Here is a 16,207-nt window from a genome sequence, read left to right on the forward strand (position 1 = left end):
GACCGTCCGTCCGATCACAAGCCCCTCCGTCCGCGGAGGCGGCCGTACCGAAGGAGTAATCCCGTGTCCACTAACAGCGCCTCCGTCGCCTGGCTCACGCAGGAGTCCTACGATCGACTCAAGAGCGAGCTCGAGCACCTCTCCGGTCCCGGTCGCACGGAGATCGTCGCCCGTATCGAGCAGGCCCGCTCGGAGGGTGACCTGAAGGAGAACGGCGGCTACCACGCCGCCAAGGAGGAGCAGGGCAAGGCCGAGGCACGCATCCGGCAGCTCACCCACCTGCTCGAGAACGCGCACGTCGGCGAGGCCGCGGCCGACGACGGCGTCGTCGAACCGGGCAAGATGGTGTCCGCGCGGATCGCCGGTGACGTGGAGAACTTCCTGCTCGGCAGCCGCGAGGTCGCCGGCGACACGGACGTGGACGTCTACAGCGAGAAGTCGCCCCTCGGCGCTGCGATCCAGGGCAAGAAGGCCGGTGACACGGTCACGTACGCCGCCCCCAACGGCAAGCAGATCACCGTCGAGATCCTCTCGGCAACGCCGTACGTCGGCTGACGACGCCCCTCAGCCGGGCCGAGCGGTCCGGCCGCGCACCACTAGACGCCGAAGCGGTCCGTCCCCCCGGGGGCGGGCCGCTTCCGTTTGAGCAGGTAGGCCGCGAGGATGCCGCCGAGCACCCCGAAGAGGTGGGCCTGCCAGGAGATGTCGGAGCCCAGCCGCGGCAGGATGCCCCACAGGATGGACCCGTAGACGAGGAACAGCACCCCGGCGAGGAGGATCTGCTTCCAGTCGCGGTTGTAGAACCCGCGGGTGATCAGGTAGGCGAACAGGCCGAACACGACCCCGGAGGCGCCGATGGTCAGTCCGCCGCCGAACAGCCAGGTACCGAGGCCGGAGGCCAGCCAGCTGATGCCCACAGCGACGGCGAAGCGCCGCGCACCCTCGAGGAAGGCCAGGAACCCGAGCACCAGCAGGGGCAGGGTGTTGCCGGCCAGGTGCTCCACGCCGCCGTGCAGCAGCGGCGCGAACACCACGCCGTCGAGCCCGTCGAGCCGGCGGGGTGCGATGCCGAGGGTCCGGACCAGGAGGTTCCCGAGGAGCAGGTTCAGCACGAACACCGCCCACATCACGGCCACGAGGCCGCCGACGGTGATGAGGCCCGCCTGGGCCCGGTGCGCGAGGGGATGCACGGCGTCCTCAGCCCTTGATGACGACGGGCTGGAAGCCCTCGGCGCGCAGGTTGCTGAGGACCTGCTCGCAGTGCTCCTCGCCCTTGGTCTCCATGTTGATGGTGATGGCGACGTCGCCCATGCTGATCGACCCGCCCACGCGCGTGTGGTCGACGCCGGTCACGTTCGCATCCGACTCGGCGATGATGCGCGAGATGGTGGCCAGCGAGCCGGGCCGGTCGTCGAGCAGCATGCGCACCACGAGGTAGCGGCCCGCCGCGGCCAGGCCGCGCTGGATGACCTTCAGCATGAGCATGGGATCGATATTGCCGCCCGAGAGGACGACGACGGTGTTGCCGGGCTGCGCCCCGCCCTCCGTGAGCTTGCCGTCCAGCAGGGCCGCCACGCCCACGGCACCGGCAGGTTCGACCACCATCTTCGACCGTTCCAGCAGGAAGATGAGTGCGCGGGCGAGGGAGTCCTCGCTGACGGTCACGACGTCGTCGACGAGTTCGCGGATGATCGAGAAGGGCAGCTGGCCGGGGCGTCCGACGGCGATACCGTCGGCGATGGTCGAGACCTTCGTCAGGGGGACGAGGGCGTCCGCGGCGAGGGACGGCGGGTACGCGGCGGCGTTCTCGGCCTGGACCCCGATGATCCGGATGGTGCGGCCGAGCTCCTTCGCCCGCGCCTTGACCGCGACGGCCACGCCGGCGAGGAGTCCGCCGCCGCCGACGCCCATGAGGATCGTGTCGACGTCGGGCACCTGCTCGAGGATCTCGAGACCGAGCGTGCCCTGGCCCGCGACCACGTCCACGTTGTCGAACGGGTGGACGAACACGGCGCCGGTCTCGTCGGCGTACTTCCGGGCCTCGGTGAGCGCCTCGTCCACGTTGTGGCCGTGCAGCACCACCTCGGCGCCGTGGCCGCGGGTCGCCGCCAGTTTCGGCAGGGCCACGCCGAGGGGCATGTAGATGCGGGCGGCGATCCCGAGGCGGGCGGCGGCGACGGCGACGCCCTGCGCGTGGTTGCCGGCCGACGCCGCGACCACGCCGCGGGCCCGCTCGGCCGCGCTGAGTTTCGCCATACGGTTGTACGCGCCGCGCACCTTGAAGGACCCGGCCCGCTGGAGGTTCTCGCACTTGAAGGACACGGTCGAACCGGTGAGGCGGCCGAGGGCGCGGGACTGTTCGATCGGCGTGCGGGCGATGACGCCCTCGAGGGTCCGGTGGGCGGCCTCGACGTCGGCGAGGGTCACCGGGAGATCGGCGCCTGCGGGGATGTCGAGCACCGCCGTCGGGCCGGTGCTGTCACTGGCGGTGGTGCGGGTGTTCGTCACGGTCTGCTCGGTCACTGTGAGGTCTCTCTCTGGAGGGCTGGCGCCGCTGCTGCGGCGGGAGGTCCCGGGGTGCTGGCCGGCGGTGCCGGAGCTCCTCGCTCCTCCGCCGGCCCGCTAATGACTCCCCCTCCGGGCCAGCCCTCCCGTGCCACGACCGGATCGTACTCCCAGGCCCGCTGCGCGATGTAGCGCACCGAGGTGTTGAGGACCGCCAGGAGCGGGACGGAGAACAGGGCGCCCGGGATCCCGGCGAGCAGCGTGCCGCCCGCGACCGCGAGGACGACGGCGAGCGGGTGCAGCGCGACGGCAGGGCCCATGATGAGCGGCTGGAGGATGTGCCCCTCCACCTGCTGCACCAGCAGCACGATCGCGAGCATCACCAGGGCGTTGACCCACCCGTTGGCCACGAGGGCCAGCAGCACGGCGACGCAGCCCGTGGCGAGGGCTCCGACGATGGGGATGAAGGACCCGAGGAACACGAGCACGCCGAGCGGCAGGGCCAGCGGCACACCGATGACGGCGGCCCCCACCCCGATGCCCACCGCGTCGACGGCCGCGACGACCATCTGCACCCGCACGTAGCTGGCCATGGACATCCAGCCGCGCCGCCCCGCGCCGTCGACCGCCGCCCGCGCCCGGCGGGGCGTGAGGCCCACGAGGAAGCGCCAGATGCGGCCGCCGTCGAGCAGGAAGAAGATCAGGGCGAATACCGTCAGGAGCGTGCCCGCGGCCACGTGGCCCGCCGTCGTTCCGAAGGAGAGTGCCCCGCTGAGGATCGAGGCGCTGTTGTTCTGGACGGCGTTGCCGATGTCGGTCAGGTACTGGTCGATCTGCGACGTCGTGAGCTGGAGGGGGCCCTGCGACAGCCAGGCCAGCACCTGCTGGACGCCGTCCTGCGCCTCGCCGCCGAGGCTCGTGATCCCGAGGGCGAGCTGGCGGCCGACGAGGAGCAGCGCGCCCGTGATGAGGCCGAAGAAGCCGACGAGCGTGATGGCGACGGCCGCCCCGTTGGGGACCCTGCGTCGTCGGAGGGCGTCCTTCAGCGGCATGAGCAGCGCGGCCACCAAGCCCGCGATCATGAGCGGGATGACGAGGAGCGAGATGCGGCTGAGCAGGTAGACGAGCACACCGCTGACGAGGATGACGAGCGCGAGCCGCCAGGACCAGGACGCGGCGATCCGGAGGGCGACGGGGACGTCCGAGCGGTCGGCGCTCCGGTCGTGGCGCTGGTCCGTGCGCACGGGGTCCCGCGGGTCGGCGGGCTGCCGGGGCAGCGGGTCGGGCAGTGCCGCGGCTCCACGGCTCACCGCACGCTGGAGGGCGCGCTGGGGTTTCGCTCCGGGGAGACGCTGCATGGCCCAATCCTTCCATAGAAGGCCCGGGCGCCCGCTATCCGAGACCCGGCAGTATCCCCCATTTCGCGGAGAAGGACGCACCCGGCTCGAGCCACGCCAGGCCCTCCCCGGAATTGAACGCATTCGCGGGCGCGGTCATCGGCTCGACCGCCACCGCCTTGCTGACGCCGGGGTAGATCGTGCTGATGAACACGTGGGCGTAGGCGAAGGAGGCGTCGGCCCACAGCGTCACGCGCCGCCCGTCCGGGGCGGACAGCACGTGCTCGTGGCGTCCGTCCACGAGCGCGAGGCCCGTGAAGGCGGTATCGAACGCGATGTCCCCGATCCGCTGCCCCTGCCGCAGGTCGTGCTGCCCCGACACGGGTGCCCGCCCGGTCGGGATGGACTGGTCGTCGGCCTCGAACATCTCCTCCGCGCGCAGGGTGAGGACGAGCTGCTCGGTGGGGACGTCCGAGATCTTCAGGTAGGGGTGCGCGCCGAGGGCGAAGGGCGCGGGCGCCGCCGAGAGGTTCGAGAGCTCCTGTGTCACCGTCAGCTGCTCCTCCGTGAGCTCGTACGTGGCCCGGTGGATCAGGTGGAAGGGATAGCCGTGCTGCGGGAAGATCTCGGCGTCGAGGACCAGCCGGGCGTCGCCGACCTCCACCGCCTGGTAGCCGGTGTTGCGCAGCAGCCCGTGGATCGCGTTGCCCTTCGACGGCTCCGTGATGTCGAGGCGCTGCTCCTCGCCGTGCAGCGTCCAGCGGCCGTCGGCCACGCGGTTGGGCCAGGGTGCCAGCAGGATGCCGCCGCCACCCGCCGGGATGGCGTCGTCCCCCCAGGTCTCGGTCAGCGCCACGCCGTCGTACCGGTAGGACCTGAGCGCGGCGGCGAGACTCGCGACGACGGCGGTCGCCCGGCCCGCCGTCAGCGTGTAGTTGGTACCGCTGGCCGGTCGGGTTCCCGAAGTCATGGTGCGATGCTACCGCCGCCCTGTCACGCACCGGTTCTCCGCACCCGCGGTGGCACGGACGCCTATGATAGGTTTTGTTCGTTTTGGTGCGGTCCAGTGCGATTCCGTGTTCTGCCCCGCTGCCGCCGACAGGAGGACCATGCTCGCAGCCGAACGCCATGCAGCGATCATCGACCGCCTCACCCACCAGCCCGCGGTACGCGTGAGCGGCCTCGCCCTGGCGCTCGGCGTCTCCGAGATGACCGTCCGCCGCGACATCGACACGCTCGAGGCCAGGGGCGCGCTCGTGAGGGTGCACGGCGGTGCCGTCCGCCCCGGCAGCCTCAGCTCGGTGGAGGCCGGCTTCGACGCCAACAGGACCCGCGGGGGCGAGGCGAAGCGGAGGATCGCTGCCGCCGCCGTCTCCCTCCTCGCACCCGGCATGACGGTGTCCATCACGGGCGGCACCACCACCTACGCCCTGGCCCCCCTCCTCGCGCGCATCCAGGGACTGACCATCATCACCAACTCGCTCCCCCTCGCGGACGAGCTGCACCGGCTGCACGCCGTGTCCCCCGGTGACGCCGCACCGCAGGTCCTCCTCTCGGGCGGCCAGCTGACGCCGTCGAAGGCCCTCGTCGGCCCGCTGGCCACCGGCACCATCGCCTCGCTCCGCGCCGACCTGTGCTTCATGGGAGCGCACGGCGTGGACGCGGACGCCGGCATCACCACCCCCAATCTGGCCGAGGCCGAGACGAACCAGGCGTTCGCCCGGACCTGCGGGCAGCTCGTCGTGCTCGCCGACGCGAGCAAGATCGGCGTCGTGAGCCTCGCCCGCGTGGCACCCCTCGACACCGCCGGCACCCTGGTGACCGACCTCCGGCCCGGCGACGAGTACGCCGCCCGCACCCAGATCCTCTGCGACCCCGTTCCCGACCCCCTCCTGGAAGAGCGACCATGACCCACATCACCCCCACGCGCCTGTCCGACGGACGCGAGCTGATCTACTTCGACGCCCGCGAGGAGAGCGCCGCGCTGCACCGGGATGCCGCCGCGACCCGTGACACCCGCGGCCTTCCCCCGCGCGGCCCGGCCGGCACGGCCCGCTACGACGCCCTGACCGGCGAGTGGATCGCGGTGGCCGCGCACCGCCAGTCGCGGACGCACCTGCCGCCCGCCGACCAGTGCCCCCTGTGCCCTACGACCGCCGCGAACCTCTCGGAGATCCCGGCCGACTACGAGGTCGTCGTCTTCGAGAACCGCTTCTCGTCCTTCGGCCCCGACCTCGGCGACCTCCCGGCCGCCCCGGAATGGGGTACGACGGCGACGGCGTACGGGCGGTGCGAGGTGGTCGCGTTCGACTCGGCGCACGAGGGGTCCTTCGGCTCGCTGAGCCCCGAGCGCGCCCGGACCGTCATCGACGCGTGGGCGCAGCGCACGCAGGCCCTGTCCGCGATGCCCGGCATCAAGCAGGTGTTCTGCTTCGAGAACCGCGGAGCGGACATCGGCGTGACCCTGCTGCACCCGCACGGGCAGATCTACGCCTACCCGTTCATCCCGCCGCGCGCCGCGACGCTCGCGGCCCGGGCCGCCGAGTTCTTCGAGTCCTCCGGCGGCACGCAGACCCTCATGGGGCACGCGCTCGCCTCCGAGCGCGCGTCCGGGGACCGCATGGTGATCGAGGGGAAGCACTTCAGCGCGTTCGTGCCCTTCGCCGCCCGCTGGCCCCTGGAGGTGCACCTGGTCCCCCACCGCCAGGTCGCCGACTTCACGGGCCTCACCGGCGAGGAGCGCGACGAGCTGACCACGGTCTACCTCGACCTCCTCGGCAGGCTCGACGCCCTGTACCCCACGCCCACCCCGTACATCGCGGCCTGGCAGCAGGCCCCGATCGACGACGTCCTCCGGCCCGCCGGGTACCTGCACCTCCAGCTGACCTCTCCCCGCCGTGCCGCCGACAAGCTGAAGTTCCTGGCCGGCTCGGAGGCCGCGATGGGCGCCTTCATCAACGACACCACCCCGGAGAAGGTCGCTGAGGCACTCCGCAGCGCCACTCCCGCTCCAGCACGGAAGGACCAGGCATGAACTCCGCACCCCTCGATCTCGCGGCGGCCTTCACCGAGCGCTTCGGCACGGAACCGGACGGCCTCTGGTCGGCTCCGGGGCGCGTCAACGTGATCGGCGAGCACACCGACTACAACGACGGCTTCGTGCTGCCCTTCGCCATCAAGCACTCGACGACGGTCGCGGCCGCCGTCCGCCCGGACCGCACCGTCCGGGTCGCGTCCACCTTCGCGCCCGACGACGCCCCGGTGACGGTCGACCTCGATGCTCTCGAGGAGGGCGGTGTGGAGGGGTGGGCTGCGTACCCGCTCGGCGTCCTGTGGGCCATGGAGCAGTCGGGCTACCGCTGCCCGGGCATGGACCTCCTCGTCGACTCCTCCGTCCCCGTCGGTGCGGGGCTGTCGTCCTCCGCGGCCCTGGAGTGCTCCGTGGCCGTCGCGGCCAACGACCTCTCGCAGGCCGGCGTCTCCCGGCGCGAGCTGGCGGCGATCGGCCAGCTCGCCGAGAACCGGATGGTCGGTGCCCCCACGGGCATCATGGACCAGTCCGCATCCCTGCTGGGCGAGGTGGGCCACGCCGTCTTCCTCGACTGCCGCTCCGGCGACTCCCGGCTCGTCCCCCTCGACCTCGAGGGTGCCGGACTCGAACTCATGGTCATCGACACGCGGGTCAGCCACTCGCACTCGACCGGCGGCTACGCCGCTCGGCGCCGCTCGTGCGAACTCGGTGCCGAACTGATGGGCGTCCCGGCCCTCAGGGACCTCTCCGTGAAGGACCTCGCGGAGGCTGCGGGCGTGCTCGACGAGGAGACCTTCCGGCGGGTCCGCCACATCGTCACGGAGAACGCGCGCGTCGAGGACGCCGTGAAGGTGCTGACCAGTGCCGGGCCGACGGACCTCGGCCCGCTGCTCGTCGCCAGCCACGCCTCGATGCGCGACGACTTCGAGATCTCCTGCGCCGAACTCGACACCGCGGTGGACGCGTCCCTCGAGGCCGGCGCCCTCGGGGCCCGCATGACCGGAGGCGGTTTCGGCGGTGCGGCGATCGCCCTCGCGCGGGTCGACGACGTCCCGGCCATCCGCACCGCCGTGGAGCGGGCCTTCGCGGCGGCGGACTTCCGCGCCCCGGTCATCTTCAGCGTCCTGCCGGGCGCCGGAGCGGCGCGCGTGGCCTGATAAGGGCCCGACGACAGGAGAGGCCCGCACCCTGACGGGTGCGGGCCTCTCCTCATGGAGCGGGACGCCGAAGCGCCCGGGGAGTGCTAGTCGTCGCCGCGCAGGATCGCGAGGAGACGCAGGATCTCGACGTACAGCCACACGAGGGTGACGGTCAGGCCGAAGGCCGCCGTCCAGGAGTAGCGCTGGGGCGCGCCCTGGCGGACGCCCTCGCTGATCGAGGTGAAGTCGATGATGAGCGAGAAGGCTGCGAGGCCGATCGCGACGATGCCGATCAGGACGCCGACGGGAATGCCGAAGATCTCGTAGTCACGCATCCCGAACATGCTGTCCGTCGCACCGAAGAGCATCATTCCGAGGTTCACCAGGGAGAACGCCGCGTAGCTGATGAGGGCGATCATGAAGAACTTCATGGCCTTCGGGGTGGCCCGCACCTTGCCGCTCTTGAACAGGGCCAGCGTGACACCGAAGACGATGAGCGTTCCGAGCAGCGCCTGCACCGCGATGCCCGGCCACATGGCCTCGAAGAACATCGTCAGTCCACCGAGGAACAGGCCCTCGAGCCCGGCGTAGGCCAGGATCAGCGCGGGCGAGGGCTCGCGCTTGAACGCGTTGACCAGTCCCAGGACGAAACCGCCGAGTGCGCCGACCACCATCAGGGGAAGGGCGAGGCCGGGGACGAGGAATGCCGGAACGGCGGCACCGATGAGCACGAAGCCCAGGCAGAGCAGCGTCTTGACGATGACGTCGTCGAACGTCATGCGCCCGGTCTGCGCCGGACCGGCCGACGGCTGGTTGTACATGTGCTCCAGCTGCTGCTGGTTCGCCATGGCCGTGCCGCCGTACGTCATGGTGCCGAGGCCTGCGCTTTCCTTGCCTCGGGTCGCGGAACGGAAGTTCTTCCCGTTGAAGACCGGATTACCGCCAAGTGCCATTGTGAGTTAGTCCTCCAGTAGGGGGCTGCATGTTCGTCAAAGCCTACCAATTACAACGTTTTCGGCGCCCATTTGTTCCCGGACGGACAGCGCGCCGCAGGGGGTCCCGGAGCCGGAAATTCAACTGGGAAGGGCCCTTAGGGAAACATTCGTTACCGAATCGCTACCTCGACGGCATGCTTTTGTGAAAAGCGGAAACATGCCGCTAGTAACATGATCCCCACGCCAGTGACACTCGTCACAACTCTTGATCCCGGCGGCTGCCGCCGGGCCTGCCCCCACCGTGGAGGTTCCCATCTTGATCACCTTATCGACGCCTGCACGGATCAGGAGGTCGCTCCTGATGGTGCTCGGTTTCCTGGCTCTCGTGCTGCTCGGCGCCCCCGCGGCGCAGGCGTCCCCCGAGCTGCCCGACCCGCCCCAGTACCGCATAGTGCTCCAGGCCCAGACCGCCGGGACCCTGCAGGCCGCCGAGTTCGACAACCGCATCGGCGGTGTCCTCCGTGGCGCCGACGGTCCGATCGCCGACGTCACGGTCACGGCGACGGGCAACGGCTTCGAGGGTGAGACGACGTCCGGACCGAACGGCGCCTGGAGCATCGGGGTGCCCGAGCAGGGCACCTACGAGGTGGAGGTCGACGAGGACACCCTCCCCGAGGGCATCACGCTCGCCGAGGGGCAGGAGAACCCCCGCCAGGTCACCTTCGCCAACACCACCAGCGCCACGACGCTATTCCTGTTCGGCGAGGGCATCGTCGCGCAGCAGACCTCGTTCCTGGAGACCCTGGCCGAGCGGGCCGTCGCAGGCTTCAGTTTCGGGCTCCTGCTCGCGCTCAGCGCCGTCGGGCTATCACTGATCTTCGGCACCACCGGCCTCACCAACTTCGCCCACGGCGAGATGGTCACCCTGGGCGCCGTCCTCGCGTTCGCCTTCTCCGCCGCGGGGCTCCCGATCGCCGTCGCGGTCGTCCTCGCGGTTCTCGGAGGCGGGCTCCTCGGCTACGTCCAGGACGCGGGGCTGTGGAAGCCCCTCCGGCGGCGCGGCACGGGCCTCGTCCCGATGATGATCGTCAGCATCGGCTTCGCCCTCGCGCTTCGCTACATCATCCAGTTCTTCTTCGGCGGCGCTACGCAGCAGCTGCCGGGTTCGCAGAGCGAGATCATCGATTTCGGCTCCATCTCGATCTCGCGCAACAACCTGACCTCGCTCATCGTGAGCCTCGTGGTCATCCTCCTGGTCGCCTTCCTGCTCCTGCGCACGCGTATCGGCAAGGCCACCCGCGCCGTTGCGGACAATCCTGCCCTCGCTGCGGCCTCCGGCATCGACGTCGACCGCGTCATCCGGATCGTCTGGGTGCTCGGCGGCATGCTCGCAGCCCTCGGCGGCATCCTCTGGGCCTACTACCGGCCCGGCGTCTCCTACAACATGGGCCAGCAGATCCTGCTGCTCATCTTCGCCGGCGTCACCCTCGGCGGGCTCGGCACCGTGTTCGGCGCGCTCGTCGGTTCCATCATCGTCGGGCTGTTCGTGGAGATCTCCACGATCTGGCTCGAGGCAGACCTCAAATACGTGGGTGCGCTGCTGATCATGATTCTCGTGCTCCTGTTCCGGCCGCAGGGTATCCTCGGCCGCCGTGAGCGCATAGGTTAGGGGCCCCCATGGACTTCGGAAACATCCTCGTCAACGCCTTCGGTGAACTGATCAGCCCGACGACCGCGGCCTACGCGCTCGCCGCGCTCGGCCTCGCCGTCCACTTCGGCTACTCCGGCCTGCTGAACTTCGGCCAGGCCGGCTTCATGGCGGTCGGCGCCTACGGGTTCGCCATCTCCACGCTCAGCTTCAATGCCCCCCTGCCGGTGGCGGTTCTCGTCGCGCTCCTGGCCTCGGTCATCTTCGCGATCGTGCTCGGCGTCCCGACGCTCCGGCTCCGGGCCGACTACCTCGCCATCGTGACGATCGCCGCGGCGGAGATCATCCGCTACATCGTGACCACGAACGGGCTCACGGACATCACGGGGTCCGCCAACGGACTCGCGGCGTTCGAGGGCGGCTTCTACGCCCTCAACCCGTTCCCGCCCGGCACCTACAACATCGGCCCACTCGGCATGAACGAGCGCGACCTCTGGATCCGCATCGTCGGCTGGACCGTCGTCGTCATCGCCTGCCTCGTGGTCTGGCTCCTCATGCGCAGCCCCTGGGGCCGCGTACTGAAGGGCATCCGGGAGGACGAGAACGCCGTGCGCTCACTCGGCAAGAACGTCTACGCCTACAAGATGCAGGCCCTCGTGATCGGTGGAGTCCTCGGCTCGCTCGCGGGCATCATCTTCACACTCCCCCGCGGGGCCGTGCAGCCCGCGAACTACGCGACCGAGCTGACCTTCTTCCTCTACACCTGCCTCCTCCTCGGAGGAATGGCCACTGTCCTCGGACCGGTGATCGGGGCGATGATCTTCTGGGTAGTGCTCTCGTTGACGCAGGGAATCCTGTACGGGCTGATCGAGGTCGGCGCCATCACATTCCTGTCCAACTCACAGGCGGGTCAGCTCCGCTACATCCTCGTGGGTGTGGCACTGATGCTGCTCATGGTCTTCAGGCCGCAGGGCGTCCTGGGTAACAAGAAGGAGTTGGCGTTCGCATGACCGGCAGCCACAGCACCAGCAATCCCGACGACGCCGCGGCGGTACCCGGCGACGACGCCACGACCGGCGGCTCGCACGCCGCCGGCGGAAGCGCGTCCGGTCACGACCACATGACCGACACCGCGCCGATCACCGCCGGCGGGACGGGGCCGGGGTGCCGCAAACGGGATCCGATCGTGATCGCCCAGAACGTGACGCGCACCTTCGGCGGCATCAACGCCGTCGACGTGGAGCACCTCGAGATCCCGCGGCACAAGATCACCGCGCTGATCGGTCCCAACGGTGCCGGCAAGACGACCCTGTTCAACCTGCTGACGGGCTTCGACACCCCGAACAGCGGCGACTGGGAGTTCGACGGCAAGCCCCTGGCCAAGGTCGCCTCGCACAAGGTGGCCCGCATGGGCATGGTGCGGACGTTCCAGCTGACCAAGGTGATGGGCAAGCTCACCGTCATGGAGAACATGCGCCTCGGGGCGACGGACCAGCCGGGCGAGAGCCTCGCGCGGGCGCTGTTCAAGGGCATCTGGGGCGGCCGCGAACGCGAGATCACGCAGCAGGCGGAGGTGCTGCTGGCGAAGTTCAAGCTCGACACGAAGCGTGACGACTACGCTGCATCCCTCTCCGGCGGCCAGCGCAAGCTCCTCGAGATGGCACGCGCCCTCATGGTGCGGCCGCGCCTGGTGATGCTCGACGAGCCGATGGCGGGCGTCAACCCGGCGCTCACGCAATCGCTTCTCGACCACATCAAGAACCTGAAGGCCGAGGGCATGACCGTGTTGTTCGTCGAGCACGACATGCACATGGTCCGACACATCGCCGACTGGGTGGTGGTCATGGCCGAGGGCAAGGTCGTGGCGGAAGGACCGCCGGAGATCGTGATGAAGGACCAGGCCGTCATCGACGCCTACCTGGGCGCTCACCACGACGTCGACCTCGGCGACTCCACGGGCATCGAGCGCCTCGAGGAGGAACTGGCCCACGACGAGGAATCGGTGGTCGGCACGGAGAACGAGGGCATCCTCGGGCACGGCGTCACCGAGATCGGGGGCGGCGGGGCCTACGCCGCCGGCACCGCGCACAAGGACGAGGAGACGAAGTAATGGATGAGTTCGAGGGCGACTCCGTCGTCAAGGTCACGGACCTCGTCGCCGGCTACCTGCCGGGCGTGAACATCCTGAACGGCTGCAGCATCGAGGCGCGCCGCGGCGAGCTGATCGGCATCATCGGCCCCAACGGGGCGGGCAAGTCCACGCTCCTGAAGGCGATGTTCGGCCTGGTGAAGGTCCACTCGGGCACCGTCGTGGTGCGCGGGCAGGACATCACGGGGCTGAAGGCCAACAAGCTGGTCAGCCGGGGCGTCGGGTTCGTGCCGCAGAACAACAACGTCTTCGGCACCCTGACCATCGAGGAGAACCTCCAGATGGGCATGTACCAGCGGCCCAAGGACTTCAAGGAACGCTTCGACTTCGTGGCGAGCCTCTTCCCCGAACTGGGCAAGCGGAAGGCGCAGCGCGCCGGCTCCCTGTCGGGCGGCGAGCGGCAGATGGTCGCCATGGGCCGGGCGCTCATGATGGACCCCGCGGTGCTGCTCCTCGACGAGCCGTCGGCGGGCCTCTCCCCCGTGAAGCAGGACGAGACGTTCCTGCGCGTCCACGAGATCAACCGCGCCGGCGTGTCCGTGATCATGGTGGAGCAGAACGCCCGCCGCTGCCTGCAGATCTGCGACCGCGCGTATGTGCTGGACCAGGGCAAGGACGCCTACACGGGAACGGGCCGTGAGCTGATGAAGGACCCGAAGGTGATCCAGCTCTACCTCGGGACGCTGGCGGACACCGCCTGAGGCCCAGCGCACAGGACCGTGAAGTGCAAGGGATGGGCGGGACCGGCAGCGGTCCCGCCCATCGCCGTGTCGGGGCCGCTACGTTGGCAGGAGGGGTGCCGGACGTGTGCTCCGAGGAAGGACGACTCATGGCAGCACTGGTCAGCAGCGCGATCGGGAAGGGCTTCGAGGTGCTGTTCCGCGGCATCAAGCACGTCCGCCGGCACCGCCCCATCCACTCGCGTGGCCTGAGGCTCGACGGGACCGTCGTCGTGCACCGCCACGGCCTGTCCAGCGGGATCTCCTGGATCGACCGGCCGGGTGAGGGCGCCGCCACGGCACGGATCTCCCGGTCCGTGGGGACTCCGGACGGACTGCCCGACGTCGTCGGGCTCGCCGTGCGGTTCCACCACCAGGACTCAGGTCCCACGCCGTCCACGTTCTCCGACATCCTGCTGTCCTCGACGGGCTGGTCCTTCCCCGGCCGCTTCATGCTGGTCCCCAGGCTCAGCGTCTCGAAGGCCCCTCTGGGCACCATGATGCCCTACCGGGGCGAGGCCGGGCCCGTGATCCTCGGCGCCCGGACGCTCAGCCCTGCAGGTCTCCCGTCGTCGCTCCGCGGCTTCGCACGGTCGCTCGGCTCCTCCCCCTGGCAGCTCGGCCTCTACTTCGCCACGCCACGCGGTGCGTGGCAGCACTTCGGCACGCTCACGCTGCAGCTGAACCCCGACGCCGAGGAGAAGGACCTGCGGTTCGACGCGGTCCTCCACCCGCTCGCGGGCGCCGGGACGTACGAGTGGGCGCGGAAGGTGCGGGAGCCCTCCTACGCCATCTCCCGGCGCGCGCCGGGCGACTCCTGACCACCGGCGGCAGCAGGAAGGCCCCGGCCGCACCTCCGGGGGGAGGGCGGACGGGGCCTTCTGCTGTGCCGCTACTGCCGGCCCGGAGGCCGGAGGGAAGCCCTAGAGCTTTCCGACCTCGGAGCGGCTCGGCTGGTGCACGTTGTTCTCGTCGAACTCGTAGATGCCGATGATAGCCTCCGTGGGATCGCCGTTCTCGTCGAAGGAGACAGGACCGGAGATACCGTCGTAGTCGATGTCCTCACCGTTGCGCAGGAGCGTGACGCAGCCTGCGAAGTCGAAGCACTTGGTGCCGTCCTTCGACACTCCTGCGAGCTCCTTGCCGATGGCGGTTCCCTCGACGCTTCCGGCCGCCTCGGAGGCGAGCGCGATGAGGTTCACGGCGTCGTAGCTCTCGCCCGAGTAGGCGAAGTTCTCCAGGTTCGGATCGACCGCGGCAAGCGCTTCCTTGAATCCTGTTCCGACGAACGGGCCGGGGATGGTGCCGTGGGCGCCCGCGAGGGTGCCCGGGTCGAAGTCCGCGCTGTAGTCGGCGACGTTGCCGTCGACCATGAAGATCGAGCCGGCGTCGATGCCCTTCGCCACGAGCAGCGGGATGATGCTCTTGGCCTCGTCGAAGCTGATCAGGACGATCGCATCCGGCTTCGCGGCGGCGATGGCGTCCACCTGGCTGGAGAACTGCGAGTCACCCGTGTTGAACATCTCGTTGCCGACGACCTGGCCACCGGCCCCCTCGACGACCTCCTGGATGGTGCTCTGCAGGCCGGTGCCGTACGCGTCGTTCAGGGTGATCATGCCGACGGACTGCGCGCCGCACTCCATGATGTAGTTGCCGAGGATGCGTCCCTGGATCACGTCCGAGGGAGCGGTGCGGAAGTACAGTCCCTTGTCGTCCCACGTCGTGAATTCGGCTGCCGTGTTGGCGGGCGAGAACTGGACGACGCCGGCGCCCGTGATCTGGTTGATGACGGTCTTCGAGACACCCGAGGACGCGGCACCGATGATGGCGCTGACGTCCTGCGAGAGGAGGTCGGTCACGGACTGCGTGGCGATGTCGGTGGTGGTGTCACCGGAATCGCGGTGCGTGATCGAGATCTCCTGGCCCAGCACGCCGCCGGCCTCATTGACCTCGTTGACGGCGACGTTGACACCCGCGATCTCGGGCGGGCCGAGGAACGCGAGGGTGCCGGTGGTCGGCAGGATGGAACCGAGCTTCAGGGGCTGGGGGCTCGTGGTCTTGCTGGCGGGCACGGCGGCGGGGTCGCCCTTCTCGCCCTGTTCCTCGTCTGCTCCACCCTCGCTCTCGGGGCATGCCACCGCCGAGGTGGCAGCGGTCTCCGTCGCGGTTCCGCTCTCGGTCTCGGTGGTCTCGCCTTCAGTGCCCGAGGAACCGCCGCAGCCGGAGGCGAAGAGCGCGATGCCAAGGCCCAGGGCGGCGACCTTTGCCGCTCGCGGGGCACTCTCCCCGATGCCGAAACGCATCGGGTTGCGTGTTGCAGTCATGAATTATTCTCCTCGACCGAAAGGCTCTTGCCGCCTTTGATGCTGGGTGCCAGGTGTTCCTGGCTTGTAGGAAAAGCTAATCCAAAAATGTGTCTGAGATAAGGGAATCCGGTTACATCCTTGTAACGCTCGTCACAGGCGTCGCATCCGACCCTTGACAGCGGGCACTGCACAGTCCACTGCCTATCTGCCCCGATGCTCGGGGAAGTGTGCCCCAGCAGGGACTCGAACCCTGACTGAACAGATTTTAAGTCTGGTGCCTCTGCCATTGGGCTACTGGGGCGCTGTCGCCGGATCAGCCTACCCCGCGTGGCAGGGACACCCGGCGCCGGCCAGGGAGGATCGGCGGCGGAAGATCGGCGGTGGAACGAGGAACGACGGCGACCCCGGGCAGGGATCGCCGTCGTCCGTCATGCTGTG

The 16,207-nt window shown here is 69.7% G+C and carries 15 protein-coding genes and 1 tRNA gene; 9 read left to right on the top strand and 7 right to left on the bottom strand.

The genetic code is table 11. The features are described from left to right. Window positions 1-63 precede the first annotated feature (63 nt). On the top strand, window positions 64-555 hold the full coding sequence (gene greA / locus AC4D2C_RS16330) for a transcription elongation factor GreA (RefSeq protein ID WP_490915885.1): 492 nt from the start codon (window positions 64-66) through the stop codon (window positions 553-555). 41 nt (window positions 556-596) lie between these two features. Here the strand turns inward: greA and AC4D2C_RS16335 are convergent, their stop codons facing one another. From AC4D2C_RS16335 to AC4D2C_RS16350, 4 genes are all read right to left on the bottom strand, one after another. After that, window positions 597-1,190: a rhomboid family intramembrane serine protease gene (locus AC4D2C_RS16335; protein WP_490915886.1), complete on the bottom strand. Its 594-nt coding sequence runs from the start codon at window positions 1,188-1,190 to the stop codon at window positions 597-599. 7 nt (window positions 1,191-1,197) lie between these two features. After that, window positions 1,198-2,451, bottom strand: coding sequence for a threonine ammonia-lyase (gene ilvA, locus AC4D2C_RS16340; RefSeq protein ID WP_490915936.1), 1,254 nt, complete (start codon window positions 2,449-2,451; stop codon window positions 1,198-1,200). A 68-nt stretch (window positions 2,452-2,519) separates the two neighbouring features. Next, entirely contained in the window at window positions 2,520-3,863 is a 1,344-nt protein-coding gene (locus AC4D2C_RS16345; RefSeq protein WP_490915887.1) for an AI-2E family transporter, read from the bottom strand. A gap of 34 nt (window positions 3,864-3,897) precedes the next feature. After that, a complete protein-coding gene (locus AC4D2C_RS16350) occupies window positions 3,898-4,812 on the bottom strand; it encodes an aldose 1-epimerase family protein (protein ID WP_490915888.1) in 915 nt (304 codons plus the stop codon). 139 nt (window positions 4,813-4,951) lie between these two features. Here AC4D2C_RS16350 and AC4D2C_RS16355 point away from each other — a divergent pair, with 139 nt between their 5' ends. Genes AC4D2C_RS16355 through galK form a run of 3 tightly spaced genes read left to right on the top strand, consistent with a single transcriptional unit; the run spans window position 4,952 to window position 8,030 of the window. Continuing rightward, a complete protein-coding gene (locus AC4D2C_RS16355) occupies window positions 4,952-5,752 on the top strand; it encodes a DeoR/GlpR family DNA-binding transcription regulator (RefSeq protein WP_490915889.1) in 801 nt (266 codons plus the stop codon). Continuing rightward, a complete protein-coding gene (galT, locus tag AC4D2C_RS16360; protein WP_490915890.1) occupies window positions 5,749-6,876 on the top strand; it encodes a galactose-1-phosphate uridylyltransferase in 1,128 nt (375 codons plus the stop codon). The genes AC4D2C_RS16355 and galT overlap by 4 nt, the downstream gene beginning before the upstream one ends. Further along, window positions 6,873-8,030 (top strand): galactokinase, encoded by a 1,158-nt coding sequence (galK, locus tag AC4D2C_RS16365; protein WP_490915891.1) that lies wholly within the window; start codon window positions 6,873-6,875, stop codon window positions 8,028-8,030. Before galT ends, galK begins: the two co-directional genes overlap by 4 nt. A gap of 86 nt (window positions 8,031-8,116) precedes the next feature. Here the strand turns inward: galK and AC4D2C_RS16370 are convergent, their stop codons facing one another. Continuing rightward, on the bottom strand, window positions 8,117-8,965 hold the full coding sequence (locus AC4D2C_RS16370) for a Bax inhibitor-1/YccA family protein (RefSeq protein ID WP_490915892.1): 849 nt from the start codon (window positions 8,963-8,965) through the stop codon (window positions 8,117-8,119). A 298-nt stretch (window positions 8,966-9,263) separates the two neighbouring features. On the opposite strand from AC4D2C_RS16370, the gene AC4D2C_RS16375 reads away from it, so the two are divergent. The 5 genes from AC4D2C_RS16375 to AC4D2C_RS16395 all read left to right on the top strand — a co-directional run bounded on the left by AC4D2C_RS16375 (window position 9,264) and on the right by AC4D2C_RS16395 (window position 14,284). Further along, window positions 9,264-10,616: a branched-chain amino acid ABC transporter permease gene (locus tag AC4D2C_RS16375; RefSeq protein ID WP_490915893.1), complete on the top strand. Its 1,353-nt coding sequence runs from the start codon at window positions 9,264-9,266 to the stop codon at window positions 10,614-10,616. 8 nt (window positions 10,617-10,624) lie between these two features. Then, complete coding sequence (locus AC4D2C_RS16380) at window positions 10,625-11,605, top strand: branched-chain amino acid ABC transporter permease (RefSeq protein WP_490915894.1); 981 nt, start codon at window positions 10,625-10,627, stop codon at window positions 11,603-11,605. Between the two features lie 110 nt (window positions 11,606-11,715). Next, on the top strand, window positions 11,716-12,705 hold the full coding sequence (locus tag AC4D2C_RS16385; RefSeq protein ID WP_490915937.1) for an ABC transporter ATP-binding protein: 990 nt from the start codon (window positions 11,716-11,718) through the stop codon (window positions 12,703-12,705). Continuing rightward, the gene (locus AC4D2C_RS16390) at window positions 12,705-13,445 is read left to right on the top strand and encodes an ABC transporter ATP-binding protein (RefSeq protein ID WP_490905620.1); all 741 of its coding nucleotides are present in this window, start codon (window positions 12,705-12,707) and stop codon (window positions 13,443-13,445) included. Before AC4D2C_RS16385 ends, AC4D2C_RS16390 begins: the two co-directional genes overlap by 1 nt. A 128-nt stretch (window positions 13,446-13,573) precedes the next feature. Next, the gene (locus AC4D2C_RS16395; RefSeq protein ID WP_490915895.1) at window positions 13,574-14,284 is read left to right on the top strand and encodes a hypothetical protein; all 711 of its coding nucleotides are present in this window, start codon (window positions 13,574-13,576) and stop codon (window positions 14,282-14,284) included. 102 nt (window positions 14,285-14,386) lie between these two features. Here the strand turns inward: AC4D2C_RS16395 and AC4D2C_RS16400 are convergent, their stop codons facing one another. Further along, a complete protein-coding gene (locus AC4D2C_RS16400; protein ID WP_490915896.1) occupies window positions 14,387-15,787 on the bottom strand; it encodes an ABC transporter substrate-binding protein in 1,401 nt (466 codons plus the stop codon). A 210-nt stretch (window positions 15,788-15,997) separates the two neighbouring features. Next, window positions 15,998-16,070: transfer RNA gene (locus AC4D2C_RS16405), tRNA-Leu, on the bottom strand. Window positions 16,071-16,207: the final 137 nt, after the last annotated feature.

The sequence above is a fragment of the Arthrobacter sp. TJ-240 genome (assembly GCF_058269195.1).